The 16,087-nt window shown below is 66.0% G+C and carries 17 protein-coding genes and 2 tRNA genes; all 19 read right to left on the reverse strand.

All coding sequences use genetic code 11. The annotated features are described in order from the left end of the window. Window positions 1-3: 3 nt before the first annotated feature. The gene (locus FRZ61_RS11405; RefSeq protein ID WP_151117655.1) at window positions 4-783 is read right to left on the reverse strand and encodes a biotin--[acetyl-CoA-carboxylase] ligase; all 780 of its coding nucleotides are present in this window, start codon (window positions 781-783) and stop codon (window positions 4-6) included. Continuing rightward, window positions 780-2,225, reverse strand: a complete 1,446-nt coding sequence (gene nuoN, locus FRZ61_RS11410) for an NADH-quinone oxidoreductase subunit NuoN (protein WP_151117658.1) — start codon at window positions 2,223-2,225, stop codon at window positions 780-782. Before nuoN ends, FRZ61_RS11405 begins: the two co-directional genes overlap by 4 nt. A gap of 17 nt (window positions 2,226-2,242) precedes the next feature. Beyond that, entirely contained in the window at window positions 2,243-3,799 is a 1,557-nt protein-coding gene (locus FRZ61_RS11415) for an NADH-quinone oxidoreductase subunit M (RefSeq protein WP_151117660.1), read from the reverse strand. Between the two features lie 3 nt (window positions 3,800-3,802). Continuing rightward, complete coding sequence (gene nuoL, locus FRZ61_RS11420; protein ID WP_151117662.1) at window positions 3,803-5,749, reverse strand: NADH-quinone oxidoreductase subunit L; 1,947 nt, start codon at window positions 5,747-5,749, stop codon at window positions 3,803-3,805. Between the two features lie 6 nt (window positions 5,750-5,755). Then, window positions 5,756-6,064: an NADH-quinone oxidoreductase subunit NuoK gene (gene nuoK, locus FRZ61_RS11425; RefSeq protein WP_151117664.1), complete on the reverse strand. Its 309-nt coding sequence runs from the start codon at window positions 6,062-6,064 to the stop codon at window positions 5,756-5,758. Window positions 6,065-6,067: 3 nt separating this feature from the next. After that, complete coding sequence (locus tag FRZ61_RS11430) at window positions 6,068-6,673, reverse strand: NADH-quinone oxidoreductase subunit J (RefSeq protein WP_151117666.1); 606 nt, start codon at window positions 6,671-6,673, stop codon at window positions 6,068-6,070. Window positions 6,674-6,689: 16 nt separating this feature from the next. Next, a complete protein-coding gene (gene nuoI, locus FRZ61_RS11435) occupies window positions 6,690-7,178 on the reverse strand; it encodes an NADH-quinone oxidoreductase subunit NuoI (RefSeq protein ID WP_151117668.1) in 489 nt (162 codons plus the stop codon). Window positions 7,179-7,244: 66 nt separating this feature from the next. Next, on the reverse strand, window positions 7,245-8,279 hold the full coding sequence (gene nuoH / locus FRZ61_RS11440; protein ID WP_151117670.1) for an NADH-quinone oxidoreductase subunit NuoH: 1,035 nt from the start codon (window positions 8,277-8,279) through the stop codon (window positions 7,245-7,247). Further along, complete coding sequence (gene nuoG, locus FRZ61_RS11445; RefSeq protein WP_151117672.1) at window positions 8,272-10,332, reverse strand: NADH-quinone oxidoreductase subunit NuoG; 2,061 nt, start codon at window positions 10,330-10,332, stop codon at window positions 8,272-8,274. Before nuoG ends, nuoH begins: the two co-directional genes overlap by 8 nt. A gap of 5 nt (window positions 10,333-10,337) precedes the next feature. Then, window positions 10,338-10,544 (reverse strand): Sec-independent protein translocase family protein, encoded by a 207-nt coding sequence (locus FRZ61_RS11450; protein ID WP_151117674.1) that lies wholly within the window; start codon window positions 10,542-10,544, stop codon window positions 10,338-10,340. 3 nt (window positions 10,545-10,547) lie between these two features. After that, window positions 10,548-10,736 carry a hypothetical protein gene (locus FRZ61_RS11455; protein ID WP_151117677.1) on the reverse strand — a complete coding sequence of 63 codons (189 nt, stop codon included), beginning with the start codon at window positions 10,734-10,736 and terminating at the stop codon, window positions 10,548-10,550. Window positions 10,737-10,754: 18 nt separating this feature from the next. Beyond that, on the reverse strand, window positions 10,755-12,044 hold the full coding sequence (nuoF, locus tag FRZ61_RS11460) for an NADH-quinone oxidoreductase subunit NuoF (protein WP_151117679.1): 1,290 nt from the start codon (window positions 12,042-12,044) through the stop codon (window positions 10,755-10,757). A 4-nt stretch (window positions 12,045-12,048) separates the two neighbouring features. Then, the gene (nuoE, locus tag FRZ61_RS11465) at window positions 12,049-12,669 is read right to left on the reverse strand and encodes an NADH-quinone oxidoreductase subunit NuoE (RefSeq protein WP_151117680.1); all 621 of its coding nucleotides are present in this window, start codon (window positions 12,667-12,669) and stop codon (window positions 12,049-12,051) included. Further along, window positions 12,666-13,844 (reverse strand): NADH-quinone oxidoreductase subunit D, encoded by a 1,179-nt coding sequence (locus tag FRZ61_RS11470; RefSeq protein WP_151117683.1) that lies wholly within the window; start codon window positions 13,842-13,844, stop codon window positions 12,666-12,668. Before FRZ61_RS11470 ends, nuoE begins: the two co-directional genes overlap by 4 nt. Then, window positions 13,841-14,470, reverse strand: coding sequence for an NADH-quinone oxidoreductase subunit C (locus tag FRZ61_RS11475; RefSeq protein WP_151117685.1), 630 nt, complete (start codon window positions 14,468-14,470; stop codon window positions 13,841-13,843). The genes FRZ61_RS11470 and FRZ61_RS11475 overlap by 4 nt, the downstream gene beginning before the upstream one ends. A 60-nt stretch (window positions 14,471-14,530) precedes the next feature. After that, on the reverse strand, window positions 14,531-15,076 hold the full coding sequence (locus FRZ61_RS11480; protein WP_151117687.1) for a NuoB/complex I 20 kDa subunit family protein: 546 nt from the start codon (window positions 15,074-15,076) through the stop codon (window positions 14,531-14,533). Next, complete coding sequence (locus tag FRZ61_RS11485; RefSeq protein ID WP_151117690.1) at window positions 15,046-15,411, reverse strand: NADH-quinone oxidoreductase subunit A; 366 nt, start codon at window positions 15,409-15,411, stop codon at window positions 15,046-15,048. Before FRZ61_RS11485 ends, FRZ61_RS11480 begins: the two co-directional genes overlap by 31 nt. A 284-nt stretch (window positions 15,412-15,695) precedes the next feature. After that, window positions 15,696-15,772 (reverse strand) — tRNA-Asp (locus FRZ61_RS11490). A 159-nt stretch (window positions 15,773-15,931) separates the two neighbouring features. Continuing rightward, window positions 15,932-16,007, reverse strand: a tRNA-Val gene (locus FRZ61_RS11495). Window positions 16,008-16,087: the final 80 nt, after the last annotated feature.

Genomic DNA, 16,087 nt, shown 5'->3' on the forward strand with positions numbered 1-16,087 from the left:
CCTCTAGGATCGCTGATTCACAAGGCCCGGGAAGAAGACGTCGCCCGCGGTGAAGTTGCGCCGGCTCCCATCGGCGAGATCGAGCCAGAGCCGCCCCTCCTCGTCGAGCGTCGAGAAACGCCCCGCAACGGTCTCCTGTTCCAGGCGCACCTCGATCGGCTGGCCGATCCCGGCGGCCCGGCTCATCCAGGCCGCCCGGGTCGGGCCGAACCCCTCGCGGCGGAAGGAGTCGTAACATCCCGGGAACCGGGCGGCAAAAGCAGCCAGCAGCAGGCCGGGGTCGGACGGGCCTCCCTCCGCGGCCAGCGCCGTGGCGCGGTAGGGGGTATCGGCGGGATGGCTCGCCACGTTCACGCCGATGCCGAGAATGACCCAGGCCAGCCGCCCGTCCAGGCCCGGCTGGCCCTCGAGCAGGATGCCGCCGGTCTTGCTGCCGTCGATCAGCAGGTCGTTGGGCCATTTGAGCCGCACCCGCGCCTCGCCCCCGGGCAGCAGAGCTGCCAGCGCGCCGCCCATGGCCAGGGCCGCCACGAAGCCCAGCTTGGCCCCGTCGGCCGGCGGCAGGCCGGGACGCAGGAGCAGGGAGAGGTAGAGATTGCCCGGCGGCGAGGCCCAGCCCCTCCCCCGCCGGCCGCGTCCGGCCGTCTGCTCGCCGGCCCAGACCAGGCTGCCCTCGGGCGCCCCCTCGCCGGCCAGGCGCCGGCATTCCTCCATCGTGCTGCCGATGGTCGCGTGGGCGTGGAGGCGGAAGAAATCGGGAAGTGCGGGCGCGCCCGGCGTCATCCGTGGAACAGGGCCGCCGCCGCGCTGTCGGCGCCCACGAGCAGCGAGGACGGCACGATGAAGAACAGAAGGATGATCACGGCGCTTACCGTCAGGATGCCCGCGAGCTCCCATTCCATCGGCTTGTCGAAGCCTTCGCGCGGCTCGTCGAAATACATGACCTTGATGATGCGCAGGTAATAGAAGGCGCCCACCACGCTCGCCAGCACGCCCAGCACCGCCAGCCAATAGAGGCCGGCATTGATGGCGGCCCGGAACACGAAGAGCTTGCCGAAGAAGCCCGCCAGCGGCGGGATGCCGGCCAGCGAGAACATGAAGATGGCGAGCGAGGCCGCCATCATCGGCCGCGTCTTGCCGAGGCCCGCGAGGTCCGTGATGCCCTCGACCATGCGGCCCTGCTGGCGCATCGCCAGGATGACGGCGAAGGTGCCGGCATTCATGACGACATAGAGCGCCATGTAGATCAGCATGCCGCTGACGCCCTCGGCCGTCCCGGCCGCGAGACCGACCAGCGCGTAGCCGACATTGGCGATCGAGCTGTAGGCCATCAGGCGCTTGATGTTGTTCTGGTTGATCGCGGCGACGGCGCCGAACGCCATGGAGGCGAAGGCGATGAAGCTCACGATCTGCTGCCAGTCGCCGACCATCCCGCCGAAGGGCCCGACCAGGACCCGGCCGAAGAGGCCGATCGCGGCCACCTTGGGCGCCATGGCGAAGAAGGCGGTCACCGGCGTCGGCGAGCCTTCATAGACGTCGGGCGTCCACATATGGAAGGGCACGGCCGAGACCTTGAAGGCCAGGCCCGCGATCAGGAACACCAGGCCGACGATGAGGCCCAGCGAGGGGGCCGTGCCGTTCAGGCCGGCGAGCAGCGTGGCGATCCCGTCGAACTTGGTGGTGCCGGCGAAGCCGTAGATCAGCGAGCTGCCATAAAGCAGCATGCCGGAGCTGAGCGCGCCCAGGACGAAATATTTGAGGCCCGCCTCGGTCGAGCGGATCGTGTCGCGGCGGAAGGCCGCCACCACATAGAGCGCCAGGCTCTGCAGCTCGAGACCGACATAGAGCGAGATGAGGTCGTTGGCCGAGATCATCAGCATCATGCCGAGGGTCGAGAACAGCAGCAGCACCGGGAACTCGAAGCGCGCCATCTGCTCGCGCTCGATATAGCCCAGCGACATGACCATGGCGGCCGCGGCCGCCAGCAGCACCAGCACCTTCACGAAGCCGGCATAGGAATCGGTCACAAAGAGACCGCCGAAGGCGTGGCCGGTGGCCGTGGGCGCCACCCAGACTAGGACGGTGGCGAGGATGAGCACGGCGACCACGAGCCAGGCGACGAGCCGCGTGGAATCGCCGCGGCGGAAGACGCCCAACATCAGCAGCACCAGGCCGGCGGCCGCGACGACGATCTCGGGCAGGGCCAGGGAAAGCGATTGATTCATGACCTGTCTCTTTCCCCTCAGTCCAGCGCCAGGGTGAGGCTCTTCCAGGAGCCTTCGATCATCTCGGCCAGCCCCGGCGCCGGGTGTTGCGACAGCGAGGCCTGGTGCTGGGCGATCAGCTTCTCGACCGTAGGCGACATGAATTCCAGGAACGAGGCCGGATAGATGCCCATCCAGAGCACCAGCACCGCCAGCGGCGAAAACACCGCGATCTCGCGCCAGTTCAGGTCGAGGATCGACTGGAGGTCGGGCTTCTCCAGCTTGCCGAAGATGATGCGCCGGTAGAGCCAGAGCATGTAGGCGGCGCCCAGGATCATGCCGGTGGCGATCAGGAAGGCCACCCAGTTGTTGGCCTCGAAGGCGCCGACCATGACCAGGAACTCGCCGATGAAGCCGCTGGTGCCGGGCAGGCCGACCGAGGCCAGCATGAAGAGCATGAAGGCCGCCGCATAGAGCGGCATGCGGTGCACCAGCCCGCCATAGCGCGCGATCTCGCGGCTGTGCATCCGGTCATAGACCACGCCGACGCAGAGGAAGAGCGCGCCCGAGACCACGCCGTGGCTCAGCATCTGGAAGAGCGCGCCTTCGATGCCCTGCTGCGTGAGCGTGAAGATGCCGACCGTGACGAAGCCCATATGGGCGACCGAGGAATAGGCGATCAGCTTCTTCATGTCCTCCTGGGCCAGGGCCACGAGGGAGGTGTAGATCACCGCCACGATCGAGAGCGTATAGATCAGCGGCGTGAAGAAGGCCGAGCCGTCGGGGAGCATCGGCACCGAGAAGCGGATGAAGCCGTAGGCACCCATCTTCAGGAGCACGCCGGCCAGGATGACCGAGCCCGCCGTGGGCGCCTCGACATGGGCGTCGGGCAGCCAGGTATGGACCGGCCACATCGGCACCTTGACCGCGAAGGAGGCGAAGAAGGCGAGCCAGAGCCAGGTCTGGAGGCCGGGCGCGAACTGGTGCGCCAGCGCGGTCGGGATGTCGGTGGTGTGCAGCTCGAAATAGATGGCGAGGATCGCCAGCAGCATCAGCACCGAGCCGAGCAGCGTGTAGAGGAAGAACTTGAAGGCGGCATAGACGCGCCGCGGGCCGCCCCAGACCCCGATGATCAGGAACATGGGGATCAGCACGCCTTCGAAGAACATGTAGAACACGACGAAATCGAGGGCGCAGAACATGCCCACCATCAGCGTCTCGAGCGCCAGGAAGGCGATCATGTATTCCTTGACGCGTACGGTGATGGCTTCCCAGCTCGCCAGGATGCAGATCGGCGTCAGGAGCGTCGAGAGCAGCACGAACAGCACCGAGATGCCGTCCACGCCCATGTGGTAGGCGATGCCGAACTGCGGGATCCAGTCGGCCTTCTCCACGAACTGGAAGTCGGCGCTCGAGCGGTCGAAGCCGAACCAGAGCTCGAGCGACAGCAGGAAGGTCACGAGCGAGGTCAGCAGCGCCACGTTGCGGGCGTTGCGCGCGACCACCGCGGGCTCGCCGCGGACCAGCAGGATGAAGAACGCCCCCACCAGCGGCAGGAACGTCACGAGCGAGAGGATGGGAAGACCGCTGAACATGATCTAGCGCGCCTGCACGAAGAGATACCAGGTGATGAACAGGACCACGCCGATCAGCATCACGAACGCATAGTGATAGACATAACCGGTCTGGAGCCGCCCCGCCCTGCGCGCCAGGTCGCGGGTGAGCGAGGAGACGCCGTCGGGCCCGAGCCCGTCGATGAGCGCGCCGTCGCCCTGCTTCCAGAACTCGTAGCCCAGCCAGCGCGCGGGCCGCACGAACAGCCAGTCGTAGAGCTCGTCGAAATACCACTTGTTGTAGACGAAGCGGTAGAGCGCGCCCACATGCCGAACCAGCGCCGCCGGCAGGCCCGGCACGAGCATGTAGAAGACATAGGCGATGGCGATGCCGATAAGGCCCATGACCAGCGGCAGGATCCCGACCCACGACGGCCCTTCATGCGCCGCCTCGATCGTGTTGTGGCCTTCGAGCACCAGCAAGGAATTGCGCCAGAACTCGCCCATATGGTGGCCGACGAAGAGGTCGAAGAAGAGGATGCCGCCGAAGACGGCGCCCAGCGCCAGCACGAAGAGCGGCACCAGCATCACCCAGGGCGATTCATGAACATGCTCCATCGTGTGATGGTCGGCCCTGGGCTCGCCATGGAAGGTCATGATCAGCAGCCGCCACGAATAGAAGGCGGTGAGCAGCGCCGCGGCGATGCCGAGCCAGAAGGCGTACTGCCCCACGGGGCTGTGCGCGGCCCAGGCGGATTCGAGGATCATGTCCTTGGAATAGAAGCCGGCGAAGCCGAACAGGCCCGGGATGCCGATGCCGGCGAGCGCCAGGCTGCCGATCCACATCAGCGCGTAGGTGATCGGGATCAGCTTCCAGATCCCGCCCATCTTGCGCATGTCCTGCTCGTGATGCATGGCGTGGATCACGGAGCCGGAGCCCAGGAACAGCAGCGCCTTGAAGAAGGCGTGGGTGAAGAGGTGGAACATCGCCGCGCCATAGGCCGAGACGCCGGCGGCGAAGAACATGTAGCCGAGCTGGCTGCAGGTCGAATAGGCGATGACGCGCTTGATGTCGTTCTGGCAGAGGCCGACGGTCGCGGCGAAGATCGCGGTCGAGGCGCCGACGATGGTGACGACGGCGAGCGCCGTGGGCGCCAGCTCGAACATCGGCGACAGGCGGCAGACCATGAAGACGCCGGCCGTCACCATGGTGGCGGCGTGGATCAGGGCCGAGACCGGGGTCGGACCTTCCATCGCGTCCGGCAGCCAGGTATGGAGACCGAGCTGGGCCGACTTGCCCATGGCGCCCACGAACAGCAGCAGGCAGAGGGTGGTGAGCGTGTCCACCTTCATGCCGAGGAAGTTGATCGTGGTGCCGACCATCGAGGGGGCGGCGCCGAAGACGGTGTTGAAGTCGACCGACCGGAACACGAAGAACACGCCCATGATGCCGAGCGCGAAGCCGAAATCACCGACGCGGTTGACCAGGAAGGCCTTGATGGCGGCGGCATTGGCCGAGGGCCGGTCGTACCAGAAGCCGATCAGCAGGTAGGAGCTGAGACCCACCCCTTCCCAGCCGAAGAAGAGCTGCATGAAGTTGTCGGCCGTCACCAGCGCCAGCATGAAGAAGGTGAAGAGGCTGAGATAGGCCATGAAGCGCGGGATCGACTTGTCCTCGGCCATGTAGCCGATCGAATAGACGTGGACCATCGAGGAGACGCCGGTCACCACCACCAGCATCACCGCCGTCAGCGTGTCGATGCGGATCGCCCAGGAGAGCGTGAACTCGCCCGACTTGAACCAGGTGAAGAGCTCGGTCGTACGCGCATTGCCGTCGAGGGCGACATCCACGAAGACGATCGCGGCGAGGACGGCCGAGATCAGCAACGCGCCCGTGGTCACGAACTGCGAGGCGCGATCCCCGATCAGCCGGCCGAAGCAGCCGGCGATGATCGCGGCCAGGAGCGGCAGGAAGACGATGGCGACATCCATGGCCGCTCAGCCCTTCATCATGTTGATGTCTTCGACGGCGATCGACCCGCGGTTGCGGAAATAGACCACCAGGATGGCGAGGCCGATCGCGGCCTCGGCCGCGGCCACGGTCAGGACGAACATGGCGTAGACCTGCCCCACCAGGTCGTTCAGGAAGACCGAGAAGGCGACCAGGTTGATATTGACCGCCAGCAGCATCAGCTCGACCGACATCAGGATGACGATCACGTTCTTCCGGTTCAGGAAGATGCCGAAGATGCCGAGCGCGAACAGGATCGCGGCGACGGTGAGATAGTGGCTGAGGCCGATCTGCATGGCTTAGACGCCGCTCCCCGTCGGCACATCCTTGACTTCAAGCGTTTCGGCGGCACGGCGCGAGACCTGGCGCGCGATCGACTGGCGGCGCACGTCGCGCCGGCGCAGCGTGAGGACGATGGCCCCCACCATCGCGACCAGCAGGATCAGGCCCGCCGTCTGGAACAGGAAGAAATAGTCGGTATAGAGCACCTGCCCCAGCGCGTGGGTGTTGGTCACGGTCGTAGGCGTGGGCGAGGCCGCGGCCTGCGGCGCGCCGGGCGCGATGGCCCAGCCGCCCACCACCAGCAGCAGCTCGACCACCAGGATCAACCCGATGAAGCCGCCGATCGGCAGGTAGGCGGCGAAGCCGCTCCGGAGCTCGGCGAAATTGATGTCGAGCATCATCACGACGAAGAGGAACAGCACCGCGACCGCGCCGACATAGACCACGACCAGGATCATGGCCAGGAACTCGGCGCCGATCAGGATGAAGAGCCCGGCCGAGTTGAAGAAGGCCAGGATCAGGAACAGAACCGAATGGACCGGGTTGCGCGAGGCGATCACCATCACGCCGGAAGCGAGCGTGATCGCCGCGAACAGGTAGAAGGCCAGGGCTTGAACGATCATGACGGCGCGCTCTCCTTCACCGATAAGGCGCGTCGGCGATGATGTTGGCGGCAAGCTGGGGCTCCCAGCGGTCGCCGTTCTCGAGCAGCTTCTCCTTGTTGTAGAGCAGCTCCTCGTGGGTCTCGGTGGCGAACTCGTAGTTCGGGCCCTCGACGATGGCATCGACCGGGCAGGCCTCCTGGCAGAGGCCGCAATAGATGCATTTCGTCATGTCGATGTCGTAGCGCGTGGTGCGCCGGCTGCCATCCTCGCGGGGCTCGCCCTCGATGGTGATCGCCTGGGCCGGGCAGATCGCCTCGCAGAGCTTGCAGGCGATGCAGCGCTCCTCGCCGTTGGGATAGCGGCGCAGGGCATGCTCGCCGCGGAAGCGCGGGCTGAGCGGCCCCTTCTCGTAGGGGTAGTTGATCGTCACCCGCTGCCGGAACATGTAGCGGAAGGTCAGCCCCAGGCCCGAGATCAGCTCGGACAGCAGCAGCGATTTGGCACCGCGTTGCAGGACGGACATCGGTCGAACCTCTCTCAATCGGGGGGCGGAAGGACCCTTGGCCAGGCGGGTCCCCCGCCCTTCGTCTCAGTTGTGATGCGGCAGCCAGCCGAACGTCACCAGGACGCCGGCGGTCAGCACCACCCAGAACAGCGTGAACGGCAGAAACACCTTCCAGCCCAGCCGCATGAGCTGGTCATAGCGGTAGCGCGGGAAGGTCGCGCGCACCCACAGGAAGCCGAACAGCACCAGCGCGATCTTCAGGAAGAACCAGATCGGACCCGGGATCCAGTTGAAGGGCGCGATGTCGAAGGGCGGCAGCCAGCCGCCCAGGAACAGCACGGTGGTCGAAGCGCTCATCAGGATCATGTTGGCGTATTCCCCGAGGAAGAAGAGCGCGAAGGTCATCGAGGAATATTCGGAGAAGTAGCCGGCGACCAGCTCCGATTCCGATTCCGGCAGGTCGAAGGGCGCGCGGTTGGTCTCGGCCAGGGCCGAGATGAAGAAGATCACGAACATCGGGAACAGCGGGATGATGAACCAGAGACCCCGCTGGGCCTCGACGATGGCCGAGAGATTGAGCGAGCCGACGCAGAGCAGCACGGTCACGATCACGAAGCCGATCGAGACCTCGTAGGAGACCATCTGCGCCGCCGAGCGCAACGCGCCCAGGAACGGATATTTCGAGTTGCTGGCCCAGCCGGCCATGACGATGCCGTAGACGCCGAGCGAGGAGATCGCGAAGAGGTAAAGCACGCCGACATTGATATTGGCGAGCACCACGCCGCTGCCGAAAGGAATCACCGCCCAGGCGACCAGCGACAGGATGAAGGTCAGCATCGGCGCCGCGACGAATACCACGCGGTTGGCGCCGGTCGGGATGATGGTCTCCTTGAAGAGCAGCTTCAGCCCGTCGGCGATCGGCTGGAACAGACCGAAGGGCCCGACCACGTTGGGGCCGCGGCGCAGCTGCATCGCCGCCATCACCTTGCGCTCGGCATAGGTCAGGTAGGCAACCGCTCCCAGCAAGGGCACCACGATGAAGAGGATCAGCAGCACCAGGGCGACCGTGGTGCCGAGATAGAGACCGAGCCCCAGATTGTTGACGAAGAAATCAGTCATGGGTGCCCGTCTTCGCTTTGGGACCCAGGAACATCTCGCTGCATTCGGCCATGGTGGCCGAGGAACGGCTGATCGGGTCGGTCATGTAGAAATTGTCGATGGGGAGCCGGAACGGCGCGGCCTCCAGGTTGCCGGCCCTGCCGAAGCTGCCCCAGGCCGCCTTGGGTTTCTCCTCCAGGGCCGCGAGATCTGGGTGCTGCTTCAGGAGCTGCTGGCGCAGCTGGTCCAGGCTGTCGAAGGGCAGCTTCCTGCCGAGCCGCTCGGAAAGCGCGCGCAGGATGGTCCAGTCCTCGCGCGCGTCGCCGGGTGCGAAGGTGGCGAGGCGGCCCTGCTGCACGCGGCCCTCGGTGTTGACATAGGTGCCGCTCTTCTCGGTATAGGCGGCGCCCGGCAGGATCACGTCGGCGCGGTGCGCGCCGGCATCGCCGTGATGGCCCTGATAGATCACGAAAGCCTTGCCGAGGCGGCGGGTGTCGATCTCGTCCGCGCCCAGGAGATAGACGACATCGATCGTGCCGCTGCCGGCACCTTCGAGGATGCCCCAGACGTTGCGGCCGTTCGCTCCCGGCACGAAGCCGATATCGAGCCCGCCCACGCGGGCGGCCGCGGTATGGAGCATGTTGAAGCCGTTCCAGTCCTCGCGGACCAGGTTGAAGCTCTCCGCAAGCTTGCGGGCGAGCGCCAGGACGGCGGCGCCGTCGGGGCGGCTGATGGCGCCCTGCCCCAGGATCAGCATCGGCTTCTTGGCGGCCTTGAGCTTTTCGGCGAAGGGATGGCGCCCCTCGGCGATCGCCGCCAGCGTGTCCGGGCCCGCCCCCAGCGTCTCGGCCGGGTAGGTCAGGTTGACGGCCGGCCCGACCGACGCGACGGTGAAGCCGCCCATCAGATGGCGCTTGCGCAGCCGCGCATTGATGAGCGGCGCTTCCCAGCGCGGGTTGGTGCCGATCAGGAGGCAGAGATCCGCCTGCTCGATGCCGACGATGCCGGTATTGAAGAGATAGCCGCCGCGCACCGAGGGGTCGATCGCGGCCCCGTCCTGGCGGCAATCCAGGTGGGGCGAACCCAGCGCGCCCATCAGACCCTTGAGCGCATACATGGATTCGAGGTCGCAGAGATCGCCGGCGATGGCGGCGACGCGCTCGCCCGGCACGCCCTTCAGGCGCTGGACGACCGCGGCGAAGGCCTCTTCCCAGCTCGCCGGCACCAGCTTGCCGTTCTGCCGGACATAAGGCCGGTCGAGCCGCTGGCGCTTGAGCCCGTCGCAGGCGAAGCGGGTCTTGTCGGAGATCCATTCCTCGTTCACCGCCTCGTTGAGGCGGGGCAGCACGCGCATGACCTCGCGGCCGCGGCTGTCGATGCGGATGGCGCTGCCGACCGCGTCCAGCACATCGACCGATTCGGTCTTCACCAGCTCCCAGGGCCGCGCGCTGAAGGCGTAGGGCTTGGAGAGCAGCGCTCCCACCGGGCAGACATCGATCAGGTTGCCCGAGAGTTCCGAATTGATCGCCTGTCCCACATAGGTGACGATCTCCATATGCTCGCCGCGTCCGGCGGCGCCCATGGTCTCGATGCCGGCGATCTCGGTCGAGAAGCGCACGCAGCGCGTGCACTGGATGCAGCGGGTCATCGCCGTCTTGATCAGCGGCCCGAAATCCTTGTCGACCACGCCGCGCTTGGCCTCGCGGTAGCGGCTGCGGTCATAGCCGAAGGCCATGGCCTGATCCTGCAGGTCGCATTCCCCGCCCTGGTCGCAGATCGGGCAGTCGAGCGGATGGTTGATCAGCAGGAACTCCATCACGCCGTTGCGGGCCTTGTGGACCAGGGGCGTGTTGGTCTTGATCACCATGCCGTCGGCCACCGGCATCGCGCAGGAGGCGATGGGCTTCGGCGACTTCTCCATCTCGACCAGGCACATGCGGCAATTGCCGGCGACCGAGAGGCGCTCGTGATAGCAGAAGCGCGGAATCTCGGCCCCGGCCAGCTCGCAGGCCTGGAGCACGGTCAGGCCCGCCGGCACCTCGATCTGTTGGCCGTCTATGGTCAGTTTCGGCATCGGTTCTAGTTCGCTCTAATTTCGCTGTGCCGGTCGACCGGCCAGCTCAGAAACGCAAACAGCCAGACCGCGATCAGATTCGCCACCGGGAAGATCATCAGCAGCCCCCAGGCGCCGCTCAACCCGGCGCGCTTGGCGATCTGCCAGGCTGGCCATGCCGGGATCAGCAGAAGAAGCACGATGACCCAATGCCAAATACTGAGCGCGCCCATCGGTCAGACCTTCTGGCTTCGATCGAAATTGGGCCACCGGCTGTTCGCCACGACAAACAAGAGAATCAGGAAGCCAAGGAACGGAATGACGGCAAGCAGCGCCAGAACTGGCGTCATGCCCATGCGGCCGAGGATCTTCCAGGCCGGAATGATCCAGAGCACCACCATGACAAGCCAGCCGATGCCATCCATGCCCATCCCGTGCATCGGCTACTCCGCCGCCTTCGCGGTGCGGCCGCGATAGTCGTTGATGCGCTGCTCGAGCAGCGGGCGGAAATGGCGGATCAGGCCCTGGATCGGCCAGGCCGCGGCATCGCCGAGCGCGCAGATGGTGTGGCCCTCGATCTGCTTGGTCACGTCCTCGAGCGAGGCGATTTCCTCGATCGAGGCGTTGCCCTTCACCATCCGCTCCATGACGCGCCACATCCAGCCCGTGCCCTCGCGGCAGGGCGTGCACTGGCCGCAGCTCTCATGCATGTAAAAGTGCGAGAGCCGCGCGATCGCGGCGATCACGTCGGTGGATTTGTCCATCACGATCACGGCCGCCGTGCCGAGGCCCGACTTGACCTCGCGCAGGCTGTCGAAATCCATCAGCACCGTGTCGCAGATCGATTTCGGCAGGAGCGGCACCGAGGAGCCGCCGGGGATGATCGCCAGGAGATTGTCCCAGCCGCCGCGCACGCCGCCGGCATGCTTCTCGATGAGCTCCTTGAGCGGAATGCCCATCTCCTCTTCCACGTTGCACGGCTTGTTCACATGGCCGGAGATGCAGAAGATCTTGGTGCCGGTGTTCTTGGGGCGGCCGATCTTGAGCCACCAGTCGGCGCCGCGTCGCAGGATGGTCGGCCCGACCGCGATGGTCTCCACATTGTTGACCGTGGTCGGGCAGCCATAGAGCCCGACCGCCGCCGGGAAAGGCGGCTTCAGGCGCGGCTGGCCCTTCTTGCCCTCGAGGCTTTCGAGCTGAGCCGTTTCCTCGCCGCAGATATAGGCGCCGGCACCGCGATGCAGGTAGACATCGTGGTTGTAGCCGGTGCCGCAGGCGTTCTTGCCGATGAGCCCCGCCGCATAGGCCTCGTCGATCGCGGCCTGGAGATGGATGGCTTCGCTATAGAACTCGCCGCGGATATAGATGTAGGTCGCGACCGTGCCCATGGCGAAACCGGCCACCAGGCAGCCTTCGATCAGCATATGCGGGTCGAAGCGCAGGATCTCGCGATCCTTGCAGGTGCCGGGCTCGGACTCGTCGGCATTGACGACGAGATAGGCCGGGCGCCCGTCCGACTGCTTGGGCATGAAGGACCATTTGAGGCCGGTCGGGAAGCCGGCGCCGCCGCGCCCGCGCAGGTCGGACTTCTTGACCTCGTCGATGATCTTGTCGCGGCCGCGCTCGATCAGCTCCTTGGTGTTGTCCCAGATGCCGCGGCGCCTGGCGCCCGCGAGGCGCCAGTCGTCGGTGCCGTAGAGATTGCGGAAGATGCGGTCTTCGTCGCGCAGCATCGCCCTACTCCCCCGCCTTTGCGCCGGCGTTCAGCAGCGTCGTCGGCCCGCCATCGGGTGCGGAACCCTGCCGCCCGCTCTGCGAACCGGTCTTCGGCTTCTCGCCCCGCGCCAGCGCATCGAGCACCGCCTCGAACCGCTTCGGATCGAGGTCCTCGTAGAAATCGTCGTTGATCTGGACCATCGGCGCGTTCACGCAGGCGCCGAGGCACTCCACCTCGATCAGCGAGAACTTGCCGTCGGGTGTCACCTCGCCCAGGCCGATGCCGAGCTTCTTCTCGCAAGCCTCGCGCAAGCCTTCCGAGCCGCGCAGCCAGCAGGGCGTGGTGCGGCAGAGCTGGATATGGTTCTGACCGACCGGTTTGAGGTTGTACATCGTGTAGAAGGAAGCGACCTCGTAGACCCGGATCGGCGCCATGCCGAGAACCTGGGCCACATGCTCCATCGCCGCGCGCGGCAGCCAGCCGCCGGACTGCCGCTGCGCCAGCCAGAGCAGGCCCATCACGGCGCTCTGCTGCCGGCCGGCCGGGTAGCGCGCGATGATCTTGTCGGCTTCCGCCTTGTTCTCGGGCGTGAAGGCGAAGCTGGTCGGCCCCGCGGGACTGGAAGACGGAGAGGCACTCATCGATCGATCTCGCCGAACACGATGTCCATGGAACCCAGGATCGCCACCGAATCCGCCAGCATGTAGCCGCGGCTGACATGGTCGATGGCCGCCAGATGCGGGAAGCCCGGCGCGCGAATCTTGCAGCGGTAGGGCTTGTTGCTGCCGTCCGACACCAGATAGACGCCGAACTCGCCCTTGGGCGCCTCGACCGCGGTGTAGGTCTCGCCGGGCGGCACGTGGAAGCCCTCGGTATAGAGCTTGAAGTGATGGATCAGCGCTTCCATCGAGCGCTTCATGTCGCCGCGCTTGGGCGGCGTGATCTTGCGGTCGTCGCTGGTGGCGGGGCCGCCCGGCATCTCCTGGCAGCACTGCTTCACGATGCGCAGGGACTGGCGCATCTCTTCCATGCGCACGAGATAGCGGTCGTAGCAGTCGCCGGTCTTGCCGATCGGCACGTCGAATTTCATCCGGTCGTAGACCATGTAGGGCTGCGCCTTGCGCAGGTCCCAGGGCACGCCCGAGCCGCGCAGCATCGGACCGGTGAAGCCCCAGTCGAGCGCCTCGGCGGCGCTGATGATGCCGATATCGACCAGCCGCTGCTTGAAGATGCGGTTCTCGGTGAGCAGCCCTTCGATATCGTCGAGGATCTTCGGGAAGCCCTCGGCCCATTTCATGATGTCGTCGAGGAGGCCCGCCGGCAGGTCCTGATGCACGCCGCCCGGACGGTAATAGGCGGCGTGGAGCCGCGCGCCCGAGACCCGCTCGTAGAACTCCATCAGGAGCTCGCGCTGCTCGAAGCACCAGAGGAAGGGCGTGACCGCGCCGACGTCCATGGCATAGGCCGGGACGTTCAGCAGGTGGTTGAGGATGCGCGTGATCTCGTCGAACAGCACGCGGATATACTGGCCGCGCAGCGGCACCTCGAGGCCCAGGAGCTTCTCGACGCCGAGCACGAAGGCATGCTCCTGGCACATCGGCGAGACGTAATCGAGCCGGTCGAAATAGGGGATCGCCTGGACGTAGGTCTTGTACTCGATCAGCTTCTCGGTGCCGCGGTGCAGGAGCCCGATATGCGGATCGAGCCGCTCGATCACCTCGCCGTCCATCTCCATGACCAGGCGCAGCACGCCGTGGGCCGCCGGATGCTGCGGCCCGAAATTCATGGTCAGCGGCTTGATCTGATTCTCGCTCATGACGGCTTGTTCGCCTTCTCGTCGCCCGGCAGGCGCGTCAGGATCCCTTCCCAGGGGCTCTCGAAATCGAACACCCGGAAGTCCTGGACCAGCTTGACCTTGTCGTAGACGACCCGCTTCTGCTCCTCGTCGTAGCGGACCTCGACATAGCCGGTCAGCGGGAAGTCCTTGCGGAAGGGATGGCCCTCGAAGCCGTAGTCGGTGAGGATGCGGCGCAGGTCGGGATGATCGGAGAAGAAGATCCCGTAGAGGTCCCAGGCCTCGCGCTCGAACCAGTTGGCCGAGTTGAAGACGCTCACGACCGAGGGCACCGGCTCGTCGGCGGTGGTTGCCACCTTCACCCGGATCCGGTTGTTGTGCTTGATGCTCAGCAGATTGTAGACGACCTCGAAACGCTCCTCGCGCTCCGGATAGTCGACGCCGCAGACGTCGACGAGCTGCTTGAAGAGGCAATGGCTGTCGTCGCGCAGATAGGTCAGGACCTTCACGATCGAAGGCCGCGCCACCCAGACGATGAGCTCGCGGTTCTTAATCTCCCAGCGCGTGACCTCGGCCGGCATCGCGGCGGCGACATACTCGCCAAGGTCCTTGAGCGTGCCGGTCGCGATCTGAGGGGATTGCGTCATCGCCGGTCGGTTCTCGGTGTTGTGTCTCGGGTGTTGAGGAAGCTCGGAGAGGCTCGGCCGTCAGCGCGCGATCGTGGTGGTGCGCTTGATCTTCTTCTGCAGCTGCAGGATGCCGTAGACCAGCGCCTCGGCGGTCGGCGGGCAGCCCGGCACATAGATGTCGACCGGGACGATGCGGTCGCAGCCGCGCACCACCGCGTAGGAATAGTGGTAGTAGCCGCCGCCATTGGCGCAGGAGCCCATGGAGATGACCCAGCGCGGCTCGGGCATCTGGTCGTAGACCTTGCGCAGCGCCGGGGCCATCTTGTTGGTCAGCGTGCCGGCCACGATCATCACGTCGGACTGGCGCGGGCTGCCGCGCGGCACGATGCCGAAGCGGTCGAGGTCGTAGCGCGCCATATAGGCGTGCATCATCTCGACGGCGCAGCAGGCGAGCCCGAAGGTCATCGGCCAGAGCGAGCCCGTGCGGGCCCAGTTCACCAGCTTGTCGACCTGGGTGACGATGAAGCCCTTGTCCGACAGCTCCTGGCCGAGCGCGGCCACGACCTGATCGCGCGAGGGGCCGGTCGGTTGCATCAATCCCATTCCAAGGCTCCCTTCTTCCATTCGTAGGCGAAGCCCACGGTCAGCACGCCCAGGAACACCACCATCGACCAGAACCCGAAGACGCCGATGTCGCCCAGCGATACCGCCCAGGGGAACAGGAAGGCGACTTCCAGGTCGAAGATGATGAAGAGCAGCGACACGAGGTAGAAGCGCACGTCGAAGCGCCGGCGGGCATCGTCGAAAGCGTCGAAGCCGCACTCGTAGGGCGACAGCTTCTCGGCATCCGGGTTCTGGCGCGCCACGATCAGGGAGGCCCCGACGGCGGCGCCGGCGACCGCGATGGCGATGGCCAGGAAAATGAGGATCGGGAGGTATTCCGCTAGCAGCGAGGACATGGGGCCCGTGGTCGCTCCGACATCGCAGGAAGGGAGTCGAGCCGCTGCAGCGCCGCGCGCCAGATTCGGCGCGGCGGGTCAGCTGCTCTCCCCCCAAAAGGCGCCGCCAATATAAGGCGGTGGCCTCTGAGCGGAAAGGACAAATCAACGGTGGCGAGAGCCCTTAGCGCGGATGAAGGGCATGCTCTAACCCCGTGCCAAAGCGCCGCGATTCTTGCCCGCGCAAAAGGCACGGATGCGGTCGATTCGGTGTCGGATCGGAGACGGAATCGGGAGGGATGAAATGGCGGGAGCGACGGGACTTGAACCCGCGGCCTCCGGCGTGACAGGCCGGCGCTCTAACCAACTGAGCTACGCCCCCGCGAAGGGCACCCCGTTTCGGGGCCGCTTCTAGTAAAGCCGCGACCCTCCCCTGTCAAGGAAAACGGCCGCTGCGTCAGGAAGCCTAACCCGAACCGGATTTATGTGGTCTTAAAGCCGCTTGGACGGCATCCGCCGGCGCCTTTGCGGAGGGCGGAACTGGTGGGCGATGACGGGCTCGAACCGCCGACCCTCTCGGTGTAAACGAGATGCTCTACCAACTGAGCTAATCGCCCTGCCCGGCCTCGTCGACGGCGATCCCGCCGCCGGTCGGCATGGGGCGGCACTCTATCGAAATCGCGCCCGAAACGCGACC

The sequence above is a fragment of the Hypericibacter adhaerens genome (assembly GCF_008728835.1).
Taxonomy (GTDB): Bacteria; Pseudomonadota; Alphaproteobacteria; order Dongiales; family Dongiaceae; genus Hypericibacter; species Hypericibacter adhaerens.